The organism is Wolbachia endosymbiont (group B) of Cyclophora punctaria (genome assembly GCF_964028235.1).
Lineage (GTDB): Bacteria > Pseudomonadota > Alphaproteobacteria > Rickettsiales > Anaplasmataceae > Wolbachia.
Window position 1 is genome coordinate 1,244,239 of the sequence record NZ_OZ034749.1, and the last position, 19,144, is coordinate 1,263,382.

The following is a 19,144-nucleotide window of genomic DNA, read 5'->3' on the forward strand; positions in this document are numbered from 1 at the left end:
ATATGCCAAGTAATGTCAAGCCGCTTGAGTTGGTACAGCTTCTGTTAATGAGAAATAAATCAAAAGACGAGTTCCTAGATTTTCAAAAAAGGTTCCAATCGTTTATCAATCAATCTCCTTCTTTTTTGCATTCAGTTGGAAAGCCAGGCTTTTTCCCTAGTTTCTTTTTTGGTATGTTTGCTACTGTATTAGACACAGAACTTGCTACTAAAATTGGTATTAAAAAACTTCATTTTCGTTTTGATGATAATAGAACTTTAAAAATAGCTATATTAACTAATGAGGGACTTAAGTGTATAACGATGTCTGATCAAGTTGATGGTAACATGCATCTAAAGTTCTCTCAAGGAGAGTTAGAAAAAATAGCACAGAAATGGAAAATGGGAGCAGAGTTTGATAAACTAGAAAAAGAAGAGCATGAAATAACAATTACAGGAAAAGAAGTAAAGTACGGAAAGGTTGATCCAGCTTTTAGTAAAAAGACTGATTATTCACAAAAAGGTTTTACAGAAATAGAAAAAGATCGTGACCAACAAGACCTAGAGAGCTTAATTTCAAAATTGAGTAATCAAGATTTCGAAGAAGTAAAAAAGAACGCTAGAAGAATGTTTAATTATATTACAAATGTCTATAAGAAATATGAAAAAGAAACTCTATTTAGCGGTAAAGAATCAAGTCATCATGGGTTTTTAGCTGGGTTTTTGATAAATTTTAAGTATCGTTTTCACCTAAAACTTTATCTCGAATTATTTGCTGGAAAAGGTTACGCAGACATTATTTTACTTGTGCGCGGTTCTGATAAGTCGCTAAGCTCTATTCCTATTATTATTGAGCTTAAAGCAGGTACTGGTGAGATAAGTACAGTGATAAAAGCATTGAAGCAAGCACAAGATTATGTTAAGGGCTCTTTTTCTAACTCTATAAGAATGATTACTATAGCTAATGAAGCTATTTGTGTAGGATTAAATTTTGACATGGTTCATCACGAAAATGTTAAAATTGATGTAGAAAATTTTCTTAGTCGAGAAGGTAATTCTGTAATAGAAAAGTTACTTGGCACTGAAGCAGCGAATGCTGAGGTGATAAGAACACAGCTAGAGTATCTTTACTATGGAATTGTTTGGAGCAATGGTGGAAGTGATAATATTAATTATGTCAGCAGAATGATCTTAGGTCAGCTAGTACTTATTTCTAATATTATTAAGCGTGAAAAGTTAGGTAAACATATTTTTATTTATGATCAAAATGATAAAATGGTTACTGGATCACAGAAACGCCCAGAAGCAGCAAAAGAAAGTATTGAGGATTGTGTTACAACTATAGTGCTAACTTTAGGTAAGAAGGTGCTTATACTCAACATAAATGAAAAAAATGAATTTGCATTGAGAGTGCCAGATAATAAAGGAATTCCTATTGAAAATATTAGGAGAATTCAAAACGTCAATGACATAAAGATACAAGAAATAACCTGTAACTTATACAGTACGCCTAGTAATAAGAATCCATTTGATCAGTACTGTAATAAGAATAAGGGAATTACAGTAAATACGTATGACTCATTGGACAAATACAAAAGAGGTAAAGAAATTTTACAAGGTAATTTTACTCGAATTGTGGAAAATAAAAAATTTAAAGCAGCTTTGAGCAAAGCTATAGAATCTGGTAAATATGATGATTACAAAAAACTATTTGAAGAAATTTCTCATATACTACATCCTTTCAAATCATTAATAAGCAATGAGGCTACATTTCAAGCTGTATTGCATGGTTTATTTAGTAGCTACGGAGAAGATAATATAAAAGTTATTACTGAATTTCAAATAGGTGGTGGAGAGAAGTTGGATGTTATTTTGGTTATAAATGCTACTGATCAAAAAAAAGAATACCCCCCAGTTGGAATAGAGCTAAAATTTGCTAAGAAAGGAGAATTGGATAAAAAAGAAAAAGATGCTAAGGACCAGTTGAAAAGATATAAAGAAGGTGAAGCGTATAAGGTAATTACTGATGCTGGCAAAGTGAAACTGATATATGCTGTTTTTAATAAAGGTGCAACAGATGAAGGTTCCCTTATAAAAATTGGTAATGAGTTTGTAGAGGTAGATGTAAGACATAGCTCTGTGGTTGCTTTTGGTCAACAGCCAGGTAGTCTCCAACAACCTTATGTTAAACAAGCAGGTCTATCTCGAGCAGTTAATCAGTGATCTAGTCTTAAGAAATAGTCATCTTAAGTAGGTTATGCTGTCGGGAAGTTTTGTGACAAAGTTATAGAAGGAAAACAAAATGATCCTGATACGAGTACATGGAGTGCTGTTAAAAGTTCGTTTTCCGATACATTTATTACTAAGCATAATATGAATTACATTTATAGTAATCAATCTCCAGTGAATTCCTTAGATAGCTAAGAGCTAAAAGTATGTATTGTGTAAATAGTTACCAAGGCTGGAAGGTTTTGAACTTTTTTTCACAACACTGATGTTCTTGCTAAAATATTTTTGAAAAAGTTAGTTGACTTATAAATAATTCTCTACTAATACTGGCATGTGTTTGTTTATTCTGCTGAAGTGGCTCCGCAGGTTACTGTATAAGCTTCAGCAGTTTCCGTGCTCCTTTAAAGCATCATGCTCTTATAGTAGTGATATCAAGTATAGGTCTTAACCATGTTGATTTATAGTAAAATTAGCTCAAATTTGGAGTCATAAGCAACTTTTAACCTCTCTATATACTCCATTGTTACTCACCATAAAAACTTAACAAAAGCTTAACGACGTGAGCAGTAAAAAGATTATGGTTATTGACTTAATGTTACATATCGCATACAATATATCATATATCTTAGCTTAAGGGGTAAGTATGAGTGAGTCTACTGGGATGGTAAAATCTATCATCAATCTACTAAAGCCAAAATCCAAATCAGAACTATATGATTTCGAATATGAGTCCATTATAGAACATCTATCATCTAAAGAGCATTTATTAAATGAGCTGATGAATGATATGTGGTACTCAGGAGACTTACCATCAGTCAGAAACTATAATGAACCATTATCTTTGATAGATAGCAAACTTGGATTAAGTGAACAAATTTGTGTTTGGTTTGCTCTGGACCATGATCTTACGCCAAGTCAAAAAATTTTAAACAAAAAGTTACTTAGTGCTCTAAAATGTTTAGCTTCTAACTGTGGTTCATTTGATAATACTGAGCCCCTTGAAGAATTTTTACATGATAATAAAAACAATAAAGATTTAAAAGTGATTCTTAACCTAAGAAGAGGAGAATCTCAATCAACAGTATTGCATGCGATTGCAGGAGCAAATATTGGTGGATTTCGTCGCATAGGAAATCAGGCTATAGATTTACTCTTAGAAGCAGGCGCAGATCCTAACATACAAGATAATAAAGGAAAAACACCATTATGCCTTGCTGCTGCCAAAGGTCATTACGATAATACAAACTCTCTCCTCTCAAAAGGAGCTAACCCTAATATAACAAGTAGAAAGGGTAAAACTCCACAACAAATAGCAACTAATAAACTCTGCTATAATATAGAAGAATTATTTTTAACTGATAAACAGAAAAAGATGAATAAGGAATTGTATGACTTACTTGCACTAGATTCAGACTGCACTAAAAATTTAAAGGAGTTTTTAAGTAAGCATAAAAGAGACTCAGACCTAAAAGTGGTGCTAAATATTCGGCACGGAATGGGTGAGTCAAAAGTGTTCTCATATGTTGAACGTTTTGCTTGGGACAATGAAGATCTTGCTCAAGAGTTAAGAAAAATATTTCTAGAAGCAGGAGCATTAGATTATGATAAAAATATTATTTATCGTCAGCAAAAGAAAGGACAGGTCAGCAAATTACTCGTTAATTTAACCTCAAATCAAAAGGAGAAGTTAAATAAGTTTTCTGATAAGATGTTTCAAGCTCAAAATATGGCTGAACTTGAAGAGATTGTAAACGATGCTATAAAGTCTGGTGTACGATTAAACTATTCTCTTTCACAAGATTTCTTTTCAGGTAATGAATACACTTTTACCGATTATGTGATGAAAAAAATCAGTGAGTTGGAAAAAAATCCTAAAGTTGCTAGTAATATAATATGTCAATTAGTATCAAAAGGGGCAGTGTTTGGTAATACAGTTGATGCTAACACACTGACACCAGAATTTAAAGAGCATAAAACTAACCTAAAAAAAGCTTATATAGATTATGTTAGCAATTCTCATAAGTTTATTGAAATCGCAAAAAATGCAACCAATAGCGAGCTAAAAGATGTAAGAGTAGACAACTCCGTTTTTTACTTAGAATATTCTAAAGATAGTAAAATAGACATTATAAAGATAACAGATGGGGTAAGGGATTTAGGTCTCACAGATGGGGATGTAAAGTGTGGAAGAAATATAGTAAGGATTGGTAATAGTGAAGTAGAAATTAAAACTGAAGATGGCATAAGGAATTATACAGATCTTACAGAAGGCAGCAGTATAGTATTAACTTTCTATACTAGTTTGGGAGAATTGGAAGTTAGATTATATCCTGATGAGAACAATAAAAAATTGATAAGAGTAGAAGTGAGCGATGAAGATCTATTTGAAGAAATAGCAAGTCATGAAGAAATAGGGCAAAATTGCTTATTGGGAGGTTTATCGGTTATTGAAGCTATAGATCAAGGTGTTTTTGCTAGATCTGGTGGATTAATGCATCCTGAAGTAATAAGCGAGTCTAACAACAAATGGACAGAACGTGAAGAGTTAAGAAGAGTTTCTGACTCTAGGGGAGAAATTGCTAGGTAAATTATGCAGCTAACCACTTTTGCATCTAGAGTGATTATGCTTTAGTATATAATCAAGTTCTGTAACACTGTTCTAACCCCAACTATGAATTAGATTGTAGGTAAATTATTGAAAATCACTACTTTTTTAGTTAAGTTTGATCAAATTTAAAAGTAGCGTATGCATCATGCAGCTAATACCAACACTCATTGTTGGGAACGCAAATGATAAATTTGTTTAACTTCTCAATTATAGGCAAAAACAGCTCTTTTTCATGTGTTTCATAACTAACGGAAATTGGTATTAGAAAAATTATACTTGCATTAGCTTTTATTCATGCTAATTATGTACATAATATATCTATAGATTGAGGGATTATGATATTAGAATATATTTTAGGAACTAAGCAAGTTCATGCAAATGGTGGATTAGCTACTGAAGAACAGCACATGGAACGTTTTGGTCAGCAAACTCTGGAGCCTAGTCCATCATTGTTAGATCAAGAACAAACTGATGACTGGCATGAGTCCGTTGTTGAAGACAACAATACTGTTGTTGAAAGTTCTTTTATTCCAGAGAACTCAATTTTAATGAATTTAGCAAATCTGTTAACTGAAAGCGAAAAAGTTTCGATTGATGAATTTCATGACAAGATGGAAAGTATAATGAAAGAGTTTCATGAAAATAGATACGAAAGTTCTGCAAAGGTCACTCTAGAAAAGATGGAACGTTTAATAGATGAACATTTGAAAAGAAAAATAAAGCTAAATTTACGCTGTGATCACTATGAACGTAGTGTGTCGAATTTTATATTTAAAAAAATAATTGACATTGCTAATGCTAGCAGTGTTATGCGTATAACTCCTACTACTATATCACGTTATAAGGACAATGGGGAAGAGGCAATAGATGAGTGGGAAGAGGCTTTAGAACCTTTATTCAATATTGTCAATAAGCTACTATTAGCAGGTGCAAAAATAGAGTCTGATTTTTACAATGATAGAATGATAGGTGAAACTATGTGGGGAAGTGATGAGCCTATTTTTACAGAGTGTAAAAAAATTAAGGACAAACTGAAAAGTATCGCATATGAAGGTTTAATAAATAAGAATGAACAAGTTCAAGATGATGATCTGCAAGTAGAAGTAGATAACAATCTTGTTCTTTTTAGGTGGCCAAAAAACAGTATTGTTGAAGTTGGAAAGGTTATGAATAGTAAGGTGAATGAAAACTTTAGTATAGAAAGTAGCATCCTACAGATTGGAGAGAGTATAGTAAGAGTTGAAAATATAGGAGGAAAAAGAAATTATACAGATGTCTTAGGAGATAGCATTGAAATGTCCTTTACCACTGAAGTAGGCGAGATTAGTATTCATCTGTATCCTAGTGATAGTAATATAATAAAAGTAAAGCTTGATGGAGAGAACCAGGAGAAGTTTAACAAATTAAAAGATAAATCAAGTCTAGGAGAAAGCTGCTTTTTAGGAGGAAAAAGTGTTCTACAAGCTGTTAACGATAAAGGTTTTGAAAGAAACGGTAGAATACTTATAGAGTCAGCTGAAACTATTAAACAATCAAATTTTGTAGTGAAAGAATCAGGTGTCCCATCTACTCTTATGAGGCCAATCGATAGTTTAGACCAGCTGCAAAAGGTGGGAGCTTCGAAAGAAATAGTAGTGTGTTAATGAAGTCAACTAAAATTAGTAAACAAAAGAAAGGTCTTGGAGGGTAAAAAAATTGATGTATCTTCAAAGTAAGATTTTCTTAGGTATAAACTATACTCTCAAGGTGAGAAGAAATAGTAGGGGGATAAGTGTTGACTTAATAATTTAGAGATTCTTCTAAAGAAATTATTTTTCTCTCTTGATGTTTATTCTTTTATAGGTATAGCCTTTTGTGTTTGATTGAATTGACTTTTGTGATACCTACAGAATTTCCTTTATCACCCCAACTATGGATTAAATAAAGAGATAAAAGTGCAGCTAAGAAGAGGAAAACAGGGTAAGCTCAAGTATTTTATCAATAATTAAGAGGTTACCCATGAAGAAAGATATTACAGAACTTTACTGTTGCGTCGAGGATTTTTGTCGCACAGTCGATGATAATTTTGCTAATATGCTCCTATCAAAAGGAAGAAAACCCACTAGAATAACGGACTTCGGAAATTCTCACCATAATTCTATTATATCATCAATCCCCTTGCAAAAGTTTCAAAGCTTTTTACCTACTTTATCTGCCACTTTATAAATCTGAGTTTTCTAAATTGCCAACATATGACCGATTTATCGCTCTTAAATCACGGGTTTTATGGATTACTTTTGCAATGGTTCTGCAAACAAGCAAAAATGACAGGTATTGCCTACATAGACACTTCTACAATCGCTGTTTGCCACAAAAAAAGAATCTCCAAGAACAAAGTTTTTGATGGTTTGGCAGAAATTAGTAAGAGCACATATGGTTGGTTTTTTGGCTTTAAATTGCACTTGGTAATTAATGAAATTGGAATCACTTACTCTAACCAAAGGTAACGTTGATGACAGAAAACCTGTGCCAACTCTCACTAAAAGACTGACCGGACTTTTGTTTGGAGATAAGGGCTATATAAAGAAAGAGCTCTTTGAGAAACTCTTTGATAGAGGCCTAAAACTCGTCACTAAAGTAAAAAAAGGTATGAAAAACGTACTCATTTCACTTAAAGAGAAGATTTTACTAAGGAAAAGATCGATTGTTGAGACTGTTTTCGACTCCTTGAAAAACAAATTTGAGATTGAGCACACAAGACACAGATCGCCAACAAATTTCCTAATTCATGTTTTTTCTGTTCTGATTTCCTATTCCATGCAGTCGAAAAAGCCCTCTATTTCTATGCCTTTCTTTGCTGGCTAATCCATAGTTGGGGTTTTATCAGACCCACCACATGATTCAGCGGGAGAAGGGCTATCAGGTTCTTACGCAATAACTTTGGAGTTCTGGAATCGTTTCATATGTATGTTTAAGATTATCACTATTTTTATTACATAGTTAAGTATCAGTTCCTGTAAAACTAGTTTACCTTAATTCTTTGTTTTAAAGTATTGGTTTTCTGGCACATAGTCTTTTCCATTGCCTATTGCTTTTGTAAATTGAGATTCTAAGCCGTAAAACTTCTCCAATTGGTCACTCCATCTTACTATTACCCACAAATATAAAGTTCGTGAGCAAGTCGCCATCCTTCTGCTAGATCAAAGAGACGTCTCCATCCTTTCCAAATAGTAATGGGTCCTGGTTCTAGATCATTTTTTCTAGCCAAATGTCCTCCAAGTTGAGCAACCCATGAAACAGCTTCTTTTATAGTAGGAGTTGCATTTGAACATGGTTTTCTATGTATTTTTACATATAGAACTTTCCATTCTTCTTCGGCTAATAAGGTAGTACACGGTAATGTTGGATCAGTTCTTGCAATTGTTGTAATAAAGAAAATTCTCCAAGCAATAATACTCATTACTGTTAAATATCGCATCAACCTTTCTGCTGTTCCAAGCCTACATTCTTCAACTTTGAGACCAGATTTTAAAATTTTATGTAATATTTCTATTTTCCATCTAAGACAATACCACCTAACTTTTTCAACAGCTTCATCAAAGGTATTGACTGGAAGATTTGTTAAAAGCATCCACTCTAGCGGACTTGTTTCAGAAGGAAAGTCTTTTTCAACAACGTAAACTGCATAGTGTGGTAATTTAAGTAATTCTTCTTTCTTATGCCTAATACTATTCTTAGATGGATGCATAATAAACTTTCCGAATCTAACTTCCAAATGTGCTGTTCTTTTTGGCTTATTATCTTTTGCAGGAACTTCAACTTTTACCGTACCTGCACAATGAGAGGATTTAATAAATTCCCATAACTTCTGCTCACCTTTTTCAGGATATCGAGATTTTCTATTTACTGCCCTATCTTTGGAAGCTCTAACTAACACTGCCGAATTAAGATTATGTGCAAGCTCAAAAAACTCATATATATCTGCTTCTCTATCGCATATAGTTATAGTCTCAGTTTGAGTTGAATCAATAATGTTGTTTGTGTTGCTTAAAGTTTCTAACCATTTTATACTCTCTTTATCTTCAATGCGGATACTGTCATTGTTCTTTTTTTTTATGTTTTCAGATTCTTCAGGTCTTGAATAAATTTTTTGATCTAGTATCCCTAGTACCAAACCTTCTATACTAACAGCTAGAGCTGTATGCATTATAATACCTTGACTATGTTTTCTTGTAATAACTCCCAATCCACTTGTTTTTTCATGGTCTGTGTATGAAATATAACTTGTATCTTGGATCACAAAAATTTTTTTATGGGCTTTTGTTCTTTCAACTGTTTTAGCAACGTGTGAAGCTAGAATATCGCCTTCTTTCACGTTCTCATTTTGAAAAAAACGATATGCTGCTTTTGCTTCTGACCAACTTCCACACGCCTGATTGATTGAGCTTTCAGGTAAACTTGTAAAACTATCAGCAATATTTACTAATCGGTCAGTTAACCTTTTATCTCCAAGTACAGCATCTCCAAATTCATTTTCAGCCCATTCATTATTCCTGTTTGCCATTTTTTACCCTCAATGTTTGCAAACTTTAATGTTGTAATACTTTATTTTTATGTCCATTTATATTTGTGGGTAATAGTAAGTATTGACATGGGCATGGAAAAGCTTGAAGCAGATTTTACTTTTGCAGAATATGATTCAGAACTTTTTAGACTTTTTGGTTTGATAGATGGAAATTCAGTAGCTTTGACGCTCCGTGGTGGAATGCAAGGGAGTGGTAGTAACGATATTGAAGCTGTAGTAATCAATCTCAGGGGAATATTCAAAGAATTTGACTTTGGTAGCTGGAAACCTGCTGAAAAAGCCACTCTCAAATGCACTGTCGCTGCTCATTACTATAAACTTACTATAGGTGGTAATGAGTTAATAGAAATCGATGCTGAAAATATGATTAGAAAGATAAATGGTGTTGATCAGATGGCACTACTTCAAACGGTGCTTGGAATATGAAGATTTTTAGAATTCTATTTTTTAGATGTTGATCAAATAGTTACAACATTTTACAAGATTTTATTTTTTATAGGAGAATTTTATGCAAACTATAACACTAAACAACCCAATAACAGTTGATGGTATTTCTGTCTCAGAGTTATCGATGCGTGAACCTAAAGTAAGAGATTTACTTACTATAGAACGCATAGAAGGCGAAGCTTTGAAAGAGGTAGCTTTAATTGCTAATCTAGCATCTGTGCCAAAAGAAGTAGTTGAAGATTTATGTATTAAAGATTATGTAGAAATACAAAAGGTACTAAAAGATTTTTTGTCGCCGCTGGAACAGAGGAGTTAAGATTCAATATTTTAAAACTTAGCTCAACAACAGGAAGTGGAATTGAGCAAATTATTAATATGAGTATAAAAGAGTTTCTAAAGTGGTTAGAAGTAAGTGAAGGAGTAACAAAAAAATGTCAATGCTTTCAATAAAGATCGGTGCAACGTTAGATGGCAGTTTTAATAGTGCAATGACAGGTAGTACAGCAAAGCTTTCTAAGTTGGGTGATAGTATAAAGCAGCTTGATTCGTCAATGAAATCTGTTTCCAAATTTAAGCAACTAAATCATGATGCCCTTGAAGCCATGAAGAATTGGAAGGAAGCGGAGAAGAAAGCAAAAGAATCAGCTGCAGTAATTGCTAAAGAGAAGAAGGAAAAAAAAGAACCAAGCAAAGCACTGAGAAATGAATTCGAAAAATTGAAAGCATCGGCATCAAAGGCAAAAGAGGCTTATATCAAAAAGAGAGATACACTTCACACATTAAATGAAGAAATAAGGAAAAGTGGAAAGGATATTAAATCTTTAGTGAGGGATCAAACTAAACTTGGTTCATCTATTGAAGTACTTAAAGGGAAATACAGTAAATTAGGATCTGTAATACAAAAACAGCAAAATGCTCTGGCAAAAAAAGCTTATTATAGGTCACAAGTAATGGAAACTATAGGACTAGGACTTTCACTTGCAGCACCAATTAAAGTTGCGATTGACTTTGAAAGTGCTATGGCTGATGTTAAAAAAGTAGTGAGATTTGCTGAAGATGAGGCAGCTCACAATCAAGGAGCCGCAGAATTTGGTCAGACATTGAAGGAACTGTCCCATACGATACCACTGTCGGCTGCTGAGTTAGCTCAAATTGCTGCAAGTGGTGGCCAGCTTGGTATCGACAAAGATAAGCTACTTGGATTTACCACAACAGTAGCTAAAATGGCCACGGCATTCGATATGTCCGCTGAACAAGCTGGTGATTCTATAGCTAAACTTTCTAACGTTTATGGAATTGATGTTAGCAAAATGGAACACGTTGGTAATGTAATCAATCACTTATCAGATAATACTGCTGCCAAAGCAAAAGATATGGTTGAAACTCTAGCAATAGTTGGTGGTACTGCAAAACAATTTGGTCTTGACATCAAGGAAACAAGTAGTTTAGTAAATGCCTTCGTTAGTTTAGGTAAACAACCAGCAAAAGCAGGAACTGCCATAAATGCTTTACTTTCTAAGCTCCAAACTGCTGAAGGGCAAGGCAAAGAATTTAAAGCAGCATTGGAATCCATAGGCATAACTGCAGAAGAGATGTCACAAAAAATTGCTCAAAATGGTCAAGAAGCATTACTATACTTTTTTAAAACTTTAGAGAAAACAGATAAACAAGAACGTTCGCAAATTCTTCTCAACCTCTTCGGTCAAGAATATCAGGATGATATTGCACTACTAGTTGGAAGCTTAAAGAATTATAAAGATGCCATAAATCATTTAGCTGACGAGAAAAAATTTAAAAAGTCCATGCAAGAAGAGTTTAATAATCGTGCAGCAACTACAGCAAATAACTTGCGATTATTGAAGAATGCGATAGCAGAGTTAGGAATGAACCTGGGCTCAGTAATGCTACCTCCTTTAAAGTGGATAAGTAATATTCTAAGAGAGATAACTAACCTCATAGCTTGGTTTGCAGAGAAGTGTCCAATTTTGACTACAGGAGTTATGAGCATAATTTCAGCTCTTATTATTGGTAAGATTGCAGTGGTAGGTTTTGGTTATGCATTTGCATTGGCTGGAGGTGGAATATTAACTTTTAAGGCTATTTTGCAGGGAACACTTTTGCCAGTATTAACTTCGTTATCAGCTCGAGTAATTCCAGCAGTGATCATGGGACTGAAAGCTTTAACGCTAACCAATCCTATAGGAGCTGCTATTGCTGGACTATCAATTGGTGCAGCGCTTGTAATCGCTAATTGGCAAAAGGTAAAGAACTTTTTCTCAAGTATCTGGAAATCAGTGACAAAACCTATAGAAAATTGGATTAGTGTAGAAAAATTGTTTAATGATAGTCCAATAAAAGCATTAAAGAAACCAGTAGAAGCAAAAATAGGCAGTGCAACTAGTGAAAATAGAAATGTTTTTAGTAAAGGAAATCCTTTATTAAATAATAATGCTTTTAGTGGAATTTCGAATAGTAGAACGAATATTGAAAGTGTGATTACAGAAAAAAGTTCTGCAGGAGATAATTCAGAGAAAGTTTTAAAAGACTGTGAAAAGTGTGAACAAAAAATTTTCAATCAAACTTTTACATTTAATATAAGTATAAAAGCAGAACCTAACCAAGATGTACGTAGTCTTGCTGATGCAGTAATAAAAAGAATAAGAGAAAAATCGCGAGACGTTCTATTTGATTCAATAGAACCAATTTACTAATGCTATCACTTGGTCAACATAAGTTTTCTCCAACAAGTGTAAGGTATAGTAAAGAAAATCGTTGGAGTACAATTGAGTCTATTGGTAAAATACCTTCATTACAAAATATTGGCCAAGGTACAGAAAATATAGACTTAGAAGGAATAATTTATTTCCATAATCTCAATGATTTAAATCAATTAAAAAGTATGAAAGAAGCTGAGAAAAATCAGGAACCAAGTATCTTAGTAGATAGTTTAGGAAATGTTTTGGGAAGATTTGTTATTGTGCGGTTAGAAGAAAAGCAAATGTCGTATTTTCCCTGTGGATTACCAAAAAAGGTTGAATTTAGCTTAAGTTTAAGGAGTTATGTATGACAGTACATTATATAGCACGAGAAAATGAAATGTTAGATTACATATGTTTTAAGCACTATGGATATAGCTCTGGAGCAGTAGAAATAGTATTGGAGGCTAATCCTGGTCTTGCAGAGTATGGAAGTTTTTTGCCTGCAGGATTAAAGATCAGGTTACCTAGAATACAAGAGCAATTAAAAAAATCGAAGTTAAAAGTGTGGGAATAAATGAAACCTGAATTTAGCATTGAAGGAATAAAAGATCATGTAATATCGGTGCATCTTACTGATGAATCTGGTACTATAGATGATATCGCAGAGGTATGTGTTGATTATGGCAATGAAAATGTAGAAGTTCCAAATGAATTGAACATAGCACTAGGTTATAAGGAAACGGGAATCTTTCCAATGGGTGTATATACAGTCAATGAAGTTACGATACAAGGCCCACCTAAGACCCTACTAATAAAAGCTCATGCAACAAATTTAAGAATATCTTTGAAGGCAAAAGTATCAAAAGAATGGCGCCAAATTACCATAGAAAACTTAGTAAAAGAAATAGCTCAAAAACATGGATATGGATACAAAGTCGCTGAGGAATTTAAGAATGTATTGATACCCCATATTAATCAGGCAGATGAAAGTGATATAAGTCTGTTAACAAAGATCGCAACAGAGCGTGAAGCAATGGCAAAATTAGCTGGTGGGTATATATTGTTTATTTCAAAAAATATGGCAAAATCAGCCACAGGAAAAGCTTTAGGAACAACGACTATTAGAACTCAAGACACAATTAATTGGAAAGTGCATTTTACCGTACGTGATAAGTATAATTCAGTAGTAGCAAAATGGCACAGCTATGAAAAGGGCGAAACTATTAAAGAAACAGTTGGTAGTAGCGAGCCAAGTTATATTATGCTGGAACTTTACTCTAATGCAGAGTCAGCGCTGAGTGCAGCAAATGCCAAGTTGAAACAATTGAAGCGTAACAATGAAACTTTAGATATAACTATGCCTGGTAATCCTCAAATTTTTGCAGAAGCTAAACTTAATCTTATAGACTTTAACCAAGCGGTAGATGGTGAATGGATAGTTAATAGAGCGGAGCATACTCTAAATAGCTCAGGCTACCTTACTATGTTATCAGCATCTTTGAGTAAGTAACGTTAAGGAAAAATAAGTATATAGTCTATTCAATGTAAAGAAACTACTGAATATGAGTCAACTGAAATGTAATGAAAAGGAAAAAATACATTTTGTATGGTTTATAATATTAATGGTATGTGTTGTTATTACTTATTGCTACCAAAGATCTAAAGCTGCAGATAATTATAACAAAACATTACAAGTGGCTACTAATAATTGCAACTTAGAAATAGTAAAACTTTTAGTAAAAGACATGGCTCCAAACTTGAGTGGAACAACGTTACATTTTGCAGCAAGAAAAGGATGTTTAGACATTATCAGATTTTTAATAGAAGAGGAAAAAGTAAATATAAACGCACTTGATAGAAATGCATTTAAAAGAATAGCTTTACATCACGCTGCAGGTGAAGGACACCTAGAAGTTATTAAGTTTTTATTAGACAAAGGTGCAGACCCTACCATTAGAGACACAGATGGGAAAAACCCAAGAGATGTAGCTGTACTAAGATCAAGGCACAATAAAGATAAACCTTACAGAGAAATCATTAAGCTACTTGCAGAAGCAGAGGATCGATACGAATCAACAAAGAGTAATCACTGAAGCTATAAGTTTCTATAATCTGTATATAAACTTCCAAAACTATCCATAATGGATTAATATTCTTACATGAAAAAGCAAAAAATCCCAATAGCGGTAATAATAACAATAGCTGTACAGACTATAGGGTTCATATGGTGGTTGGCAAAACTCGACTTACGTGTACAAATCAATGATAAATTTATAGAAAAAAACCAAGGACTAATAGAAATAGTCTATCGACTTGAAGAGAGAGTGAAAAACCTCACTGAAGAAGTCAACGAACTTGAAGCTATTCACAAACACAAATAACGACTGAATTTTACAATGACTAGATATATCTTGTCTGTTGATGGCGGAGGCATAAGGGGCATAATACCAGCCATTATTCTAGCAGAAATAGAAAAGATGGCAAAGAAACCGATAGCTGAAATCTTTGATCTGATCGCAGGAACCTCAACTGGTGGAATTGTTGTAGCAGGATTATGTAAAAAAGATAAACCTCAATATTCTGCTAATGATTTAGTCGAGTTCTATCGGGAATATGGACCATATATTTTTAAGTCTTCATTTTTTAGGCGATCAATACTATCTTGGTTTCACTGCGCACAATATCCACATAAAAATATTGAATCTGTACTGGATAAATATTTTGGAGAGGATATTCTAAAAAAGACATTAAGTAATTTGCTAATCACAAGTTACGATATTAACAATAATTGTCCATTTTTCTTCAAAAGCTGGAAAGAAGGTAATATTAAGCTGAAAGATGCACTCAGAGCTACAACAGCTGCACCTACTTATTTCATACCAAAACATCTAAAAATCAACCAGATAGACAGAGTATTAGTGGATGGAGGGGTTTTTGCCAATAATCCAGCGGCTTGTGCATATGCAAGTGGTAAGAGGTTATTTCCAAATGATGATATTCTACTGTTATCGATAGGTACTGGCAGAACAGATAGAAGCATAGCCAATTCAAAGAGATTGGGAAAAATAGGCTGGATAAAACCACTACTACATGTGATGTTTGCCTCAAGTTTAGATGCAGTAAATTACCAACTTGATCAAGTTATAGGTGATAAATATATACGCATACAATCGCAACTAAAAATAGCATCACCTGACATGGATAATATTACATCAAAAAATATCAAATCTCTTCAGCAAGAGGCAAAGGCAATGATAGAGGACAATCAGGAACTGATAGATAAATTCTGTGATGTTATATCTTGATAAGTAGAGATGCCAAATTCTGCAGAGCTAAACAAGAGTTTAGAGTAGATATATTAACTACTTTTATTTATATCTTAATATATTATTTCTGAGTCAATAAACTATCGCTGTTTTTAACCCAGGCTAAGTTTTGAAAGCATAATTTTCAAGCTCCTCAATAGATAAATCTGTTATTTTAGAAATAGCATCAATAGAAACGTCCAACATACGTAAATTATTCGCAACTTTTATTGCCTCTGCTTTATAAATCTTTTCTTTGTAAACTTGCTTTCTTTGCGATAAAAATTCTACCCATATATCCAGTTCATCTCGTGATTCTTGATTGTCAATTTTTTTAGACTCTCTCACCCAACTTAATAGCTCGTTTTCTGCTTTGCAATTATCTTCTTCATACTTCTTCATCAGATCTTCAGCATTCACTGATAACTTCTCTGCTATTTCCCATAATCTTTCGCTTAAAATAGTAACACTACCTTGTTCATAGTGATGTATCTGTGATGGTCCTATATCTAGCTCTCTTGCTAAATCCTCTTGAGTATATCCCCTTATTATTCTCCATTTTTTTATCTCTTGTCCTTCGTTTGAATGCTCAGAGCCTTTTTTCTCATCATATTCTTCAGTTGATAAACCAGTTGCCCGATAGATAATATCATTATCAAACCCTACTTTCGCTAAGTTCTTGGCCATGCTTACCCTTGCAGCTTTTACATTATTTTCCTCTTCAGCTTGAATAAACCCAGTTAAGTCGCGAATCAACTTGCATGATTCTTGTCCCTTTATTTTTGCTATCATCCATTCTTTGTTAAAAGAACAATTTTCTCTCAGTACTTTTTGTCTAGGAAATAAGCTGCCAACATGAACTGATAATGCTTCCGCTATTACTTTTAATTTTTTAGTTGGAATGCCACATGCTCCTTGCTCATATCTTAGCAATGTATGATATTTTATGCCGGTTTTATCTACTAAATCTTTTAGGGTATACTTTTGTTTTAGCCTCCAGCTTCTTACTTTTTGTGCTATTTTGTATCTTATAGAGATATTTGCCATATCGTAACAATTTTACCGAAATAAACATCTGTTAGAAAGCCTTTTTCAATTTTATGGTTGTAAGTAAGAAGGGAAGAAAACCTCCCTTCGTTTAAAGTTTCCGAGAAGTTTCTTTACTACCTCCACATACCTTATCAACCCACGATAATGTTTCGCTATTACTAATTGTCTTTTCAACCTTATCTTTACTCCACTTGCCACTCCTAGGAAAACTTCCTTTTTCTACCGCTTCTGTGACCGTCATTCCTCCAAAAAAACACCCTTTTCCTATATTTTCCCCTCTCTTTTGTAGTTCAGACCACATTTCTTTATCTGCCACTCTGACCTCTACTTGACTGTCATTTTCCGCATTATGGTATACTACAATTTTTAGGCTACCAATACTTGTAGGAAATGTTATTTCAAATACACCTACGACAATGTTGCAAATTTTTATTTTCCTTTCCATTATGTCCAGAAGAGTTCGGTAGCTCTTTTACGCGAAATACCACATTTACGTCCTCAAGGTTAATTTCAATTCTCTTGACCAATGTTCTGATAATATCACGTTTAGTTAACCAGTCTGCGTTATCAAGGTTTAACGTAATATTGGAAGAAAAGTCTTCTAAATTGGCCACAACCAGAGTTACCTCCTGTTCTAATTCCTTTTGATAAAATATCTTTTTCTTCTCTTCTTTAATTGTTTTTAAGCTTTGTTTCATTGCTTTAATTCGTGGTTCAAATTCCTCTTGATTGATATATTCTTGAGCATAACTATCGATAAGTCTAGCAATACCACGTTTTAATTTATTTTCTTGTTTCTCTAGCAGGTCACTTTTTTGATCCAATGATGATTTTTTTAGTTCTGAAAGCCTACGCTTGTATTCTTCTAAAATCCTGTTTGGATTTTTCAATAACTGCTTAACCTCTTCCCACACAGCTGTTTCTAATGCATCTGAGCGAATGGGTTTATTGTCACAAATCTTATTACCACCAAAACGGTAAGAATCTTTACCACTACAACGGTAATATGCATAATGACCACCTTCTTCTTCTCGTCTACTTCTCATGCAAGTTCCGTAACATCCGTAATTACAACGCTTACATATGACTAAACCTTGTAGTAAGTACTTTGCTCCTCTTTTTCTTGTCCTTGCTACTTTTCTATTTTCAGCTAATTGTTCTTGAACAATATCAAATATATCTTCATCTACTATATTTGGCACTTTAATATAAATCCAATTTGCTTTTTCAACAGGATAGACAGAGTGGTTACTTTTTGGCTGCTCACAAGAGCCTTTCTGTGGTCTTACTTGCTTTAATCTTACTCCTAACCTTCTTCTACCAAAAGCTGCTTGTCCTTTGTAAGCAGGGTTTTTCAACATACTCCAAATTGTACCTTTATTCCAGCGTTCTTTTCCTTTTTGTGTCTTAATGGACATAGTATTTAGCCGACGACATACTTCCCCAATACTTGTTCTTTCTCTGCCTATCCACAAAAATACTTTACGAACGACATCAGCTTCTTTTTCGTTAATCTCAAATAAAGCTTGTCCTCCTCCCATATGCTTATCTATATAACGATAACCATAAGGAGCTCCTCCCATTACATTTACATAGCCTTTGTTAGCTGCATAGATTTTACCACGACGACTTCGTTCCATAATTTTCGCACGTTCATATTCTGCTATCATACCTTGCATTTGTAACAGTAATTGAGATTCTGGGTTACCGTTAATCTCATAATTTAAAAAAACCACTTTTGCTCCTGCTTTTTCAAATTCTTCAATCAGCACCATTTGATATGCATATTTTCTAGATAAACGATCAGGAGAATGAATGTAAATCTTATCAATTTTACCTTCTGTTACTTTATCACGTAATTTTTCTAAATCAGGGCGGACTAAATGAGATCCACTGTAGCCGTTATCAATAAATTTATACTCACTTAACAATCTGTATCCGTCCAGATTAATTTGCTTCTCTAAAGCTGCAATTTGACTTTCTATCGTATTTCCTTCTACTTGTTTCCCCGAAGAAACTCTCGCATATAAACATACTGTTACCATTTGACCCTCCTTGAATCCCATTTTTATGTTTTAAGTTTTTTTGACTTATTTCCTTTGACACTACCTTTTCATAAGCATCTGATAAGCATTGTTCTGCTAACCGATTAGGTTCATAGCTACAGCTAATTTGGATAGCTAATCTCTTGTTTCTCATGACTTTTCCTTGAAATAATATGTTCATATCATTCCTTAAAGCCGATGGTTAATTGATTATTAGCG

15 protein-coding genes and 2 pseudogenes are annotated in these 19,144 nt (G+C 33.6%); 13 read left to right on the plus strand and 4 right to left on the minus strand.

Annotated elements, in window-relative coordinates:
- Positions 1 to 2 precede the first annotated feature (2 nt).
- From ABWU33_RS05910 to ABWU33_RS05925, 4 genes and pseudogenes are all read left to right on the plus strand, one after another.
- The gene (locus tag ABWU33_RS05910) at positions 3 to 2,201 is read left to right on the plus strand and encodes a hypothetical protein (protein ID WP_096097234.1); all 2,199 of its coding nucleotides are present in this window, start codon (positions 3 to 5) and stop codon (positions 2,199 to 2,201) included.
- A gap of 649 nt (positions 2,202 to 2,850) precedes the next feature.
- Positions 2,851 to 4,794, plus strand: coding sequence for an ankyrin repeat domain-containing protein (locus tag ABWU33_RS05915; RefSeq protein ID WP_264336127.1), 1,944 nt, complete (start codon positions 2,851 to 2,853; stop codon positions 4,792 to 4,794).
- Between the two features lie 356 nt (positions 4,795 to 5,150).
- Positions 5,151 to 6,458, plus strand: a complete 1,308-nt coding sequence (locus ABWU33_RS05920) for a hypothetical protein (RefSeq protein WP_019236482.1) — start codon at positions 5,151 to 5,153, stop codon at positions 6,456 to 6,458.
- Positions 6,459 to 6,813: 355 nt separating this feature from the next.
- A pseudogene (locus tag ABWU33_RS05925) lies at positions 6,814 to 7,659 on the plus strand (IS982 family transposase).
- Between the two features lie 286 nt (positions 7,660 to 7,945).
- Here ABWU33_RS05925 and ABWU33_RS05930 read toward each other — a convergent pair.
- Positions 7,946 to 9,358, minus strand: coding sequence for an IS4-like element ISWosp2 family transposase (locus ABWU33_RS05930; protein WP_264686125.1), 1,413 nt, complete (start codon positions 9,356 to 9,358; stop codon positions 7,946 to 7,948).
- 75 nt (positions 9,359 to 9,433) lie between these two features.
- Between ABWU33_RS05930 and ABWU33_RS05935 the strand changes: the two are divergent.
- The 9 genes and pseudogenes from ABWU33_RS05935 to ABWU33_RS05975 all read left to right on the plus strand — a co-directional run.
- Positions 9,434 to 9,805, plus strand: a pseudogene (locus ABWU33_RS05935) (phage major tail tube protein); the annotation flags it as partial.
- A gap of 82 nt (positions 9,806 to 9,887) precedes the next feature.
- Positions 9,888 to 10,142: a phage tail assembly protein gene (locus ABWU33_RS05940; RefSeq protein WP_262986551.1), complete on the plus strand. Its 255-nt coding sequence runs from the start codon at positions 9,888 to 9,890 to the stop codon at positions 10,140 to 10,142.
- 115 nt (positions 10,143 to 10,257) lie between these two features.
- Positions 10,258 to 12,537 (plus strand): phage tail tape measure protein, encoded by a 2,280-nt coding sequence (locus tag ABWU33_RS05945; protein ID WP_264954164.1) that lies wholly within the window; start codon positions 10,258 to 10,260, stop codon positions 12,535 to 12,537.
- Positions 12,537 to 12,893, plus strand: coding sequence for a phage tail protein (locus tag ABWU33_RS05950; protein WP_213863735.1), 357 nt, complete (start codon positions 12,537 to 12,539; stop codon positions 12,891 to 12,893). Before ABWU33_RS05945 ends, ABWU33_RS05950 begins: the two co-directional genes overlap by 1 nt.
- Positions 12,890 to 13,099 carry a tail protein X gene (locus tag ABWU33_RS05955; protein WP_213863736.1) on the plus strand — a complete coding sequence of 70 codons (210 nt, stop codon included), beginning with the start codon at positions 12,890 to 12,892 and terminating at the stop codon, positions 13,097 to 13,099. The genes ABWU33_RS05950 and ABWU33_RS05955 overlap by 4 nt, the downstream gene beginning before the upstream one ends.
- Positions 13,100 to 14,035, plus strand: a complete 936-nt coding sequence (locus tag ABWU33_RS05960; RefSeq protein WP_213863737.1) for a contractile injection system protein, VgrG/Pvc8 family — start codon at positions 13,100 to 13,102, stop codon at positions 14,033 to 14,035. It abuts the gene before it with no gap.
- 52 nt (positions 14,036 to 14,087) lie between these two features.
- The gene (locus ABWU33_RS05965; RefSeq protein WP_265024771.1) at positions 14,088 to 14,618 is read left to right on the plus strand and encodes an ankyrin repeat domain-containing protein; all 531 of its coding nucleotides are present in this window, start codon (positions 14,088 to 14,090) and stop codon (positions 14,616 to 14,618) included.
- A 66-nt stretch (positions 14,619 to 14,684) separates the two neighbouring features.
- Positions 14,685 to 14,906: a hypothetical protein gene (locus ABWU33_RS05970; RefSeq protein ID WP_265024772.1), complete on the plus strand. Its 222-nt coding sequence runs from the start codon at positions 14,685 to 14,687 to the stop codon at positions 14,904 to 14,906.
- Positions 14,907 to 14,921: 15 nt separating this feature from the next.
- Entirely contained in the window at positions 14,922 to 15,830 is a 909-nt protein-coding gene (locus ABWU33_RS05975; RefSeq protein ID WP_265024773.1) for a patatin-like phospholipase family protein, read from the plus strand.
- A 123-nt stretch (positions 15,831 to 15,953) separates the two neighbouring features.
- On the opposite strand, the gene ABWU33_RS05980 is transcribed toward ABWU33_RS05975, so the two are convergent.
- From ABWU33_RS05980 to ABWU33_RS05990, 3 genes are all read right to left on the minus strand, one after another.
- Entirely contained in the window at positions 15,954 to 16,877 is a 924-nt protein-coding gene (locus ABWU33_RS05980) for a helix-turn-helix domain-containing protein (RefSeq protein WP_265024774.1), read from the minus strand.
- Positions 16,878 to 16,968: 91 nt separating this feature from the next.
- Positions 16,969 to 17,196 carry a hypothetical protein gene (locus ABWU33_RS05985; protein WP_341815162.1) on the minus strand — a complete coding sequence of 76 codons (228 nt, stop codon included), beginning with the start codon at positions 17,194 to 17,196 and terminating at the stop codon, positions 16,969 to 16,971.
- A gap of 82 nt (positions 17,197 to 17,278) precedes the next feature.
- Complete coding sequence (locus ABWU33_RS05990) at positions 17,279 to 18,925, minus strand: recombinase family protein (RefSeq protein WP_230609048.1); 1,647 nt, start codon at positions 18,923 to 18,925, stop codon at positions 17,279 to 17,281.
- Between the last annotated feature and the right edge of the window lie 219 nt (positions 18,926 to 19,144).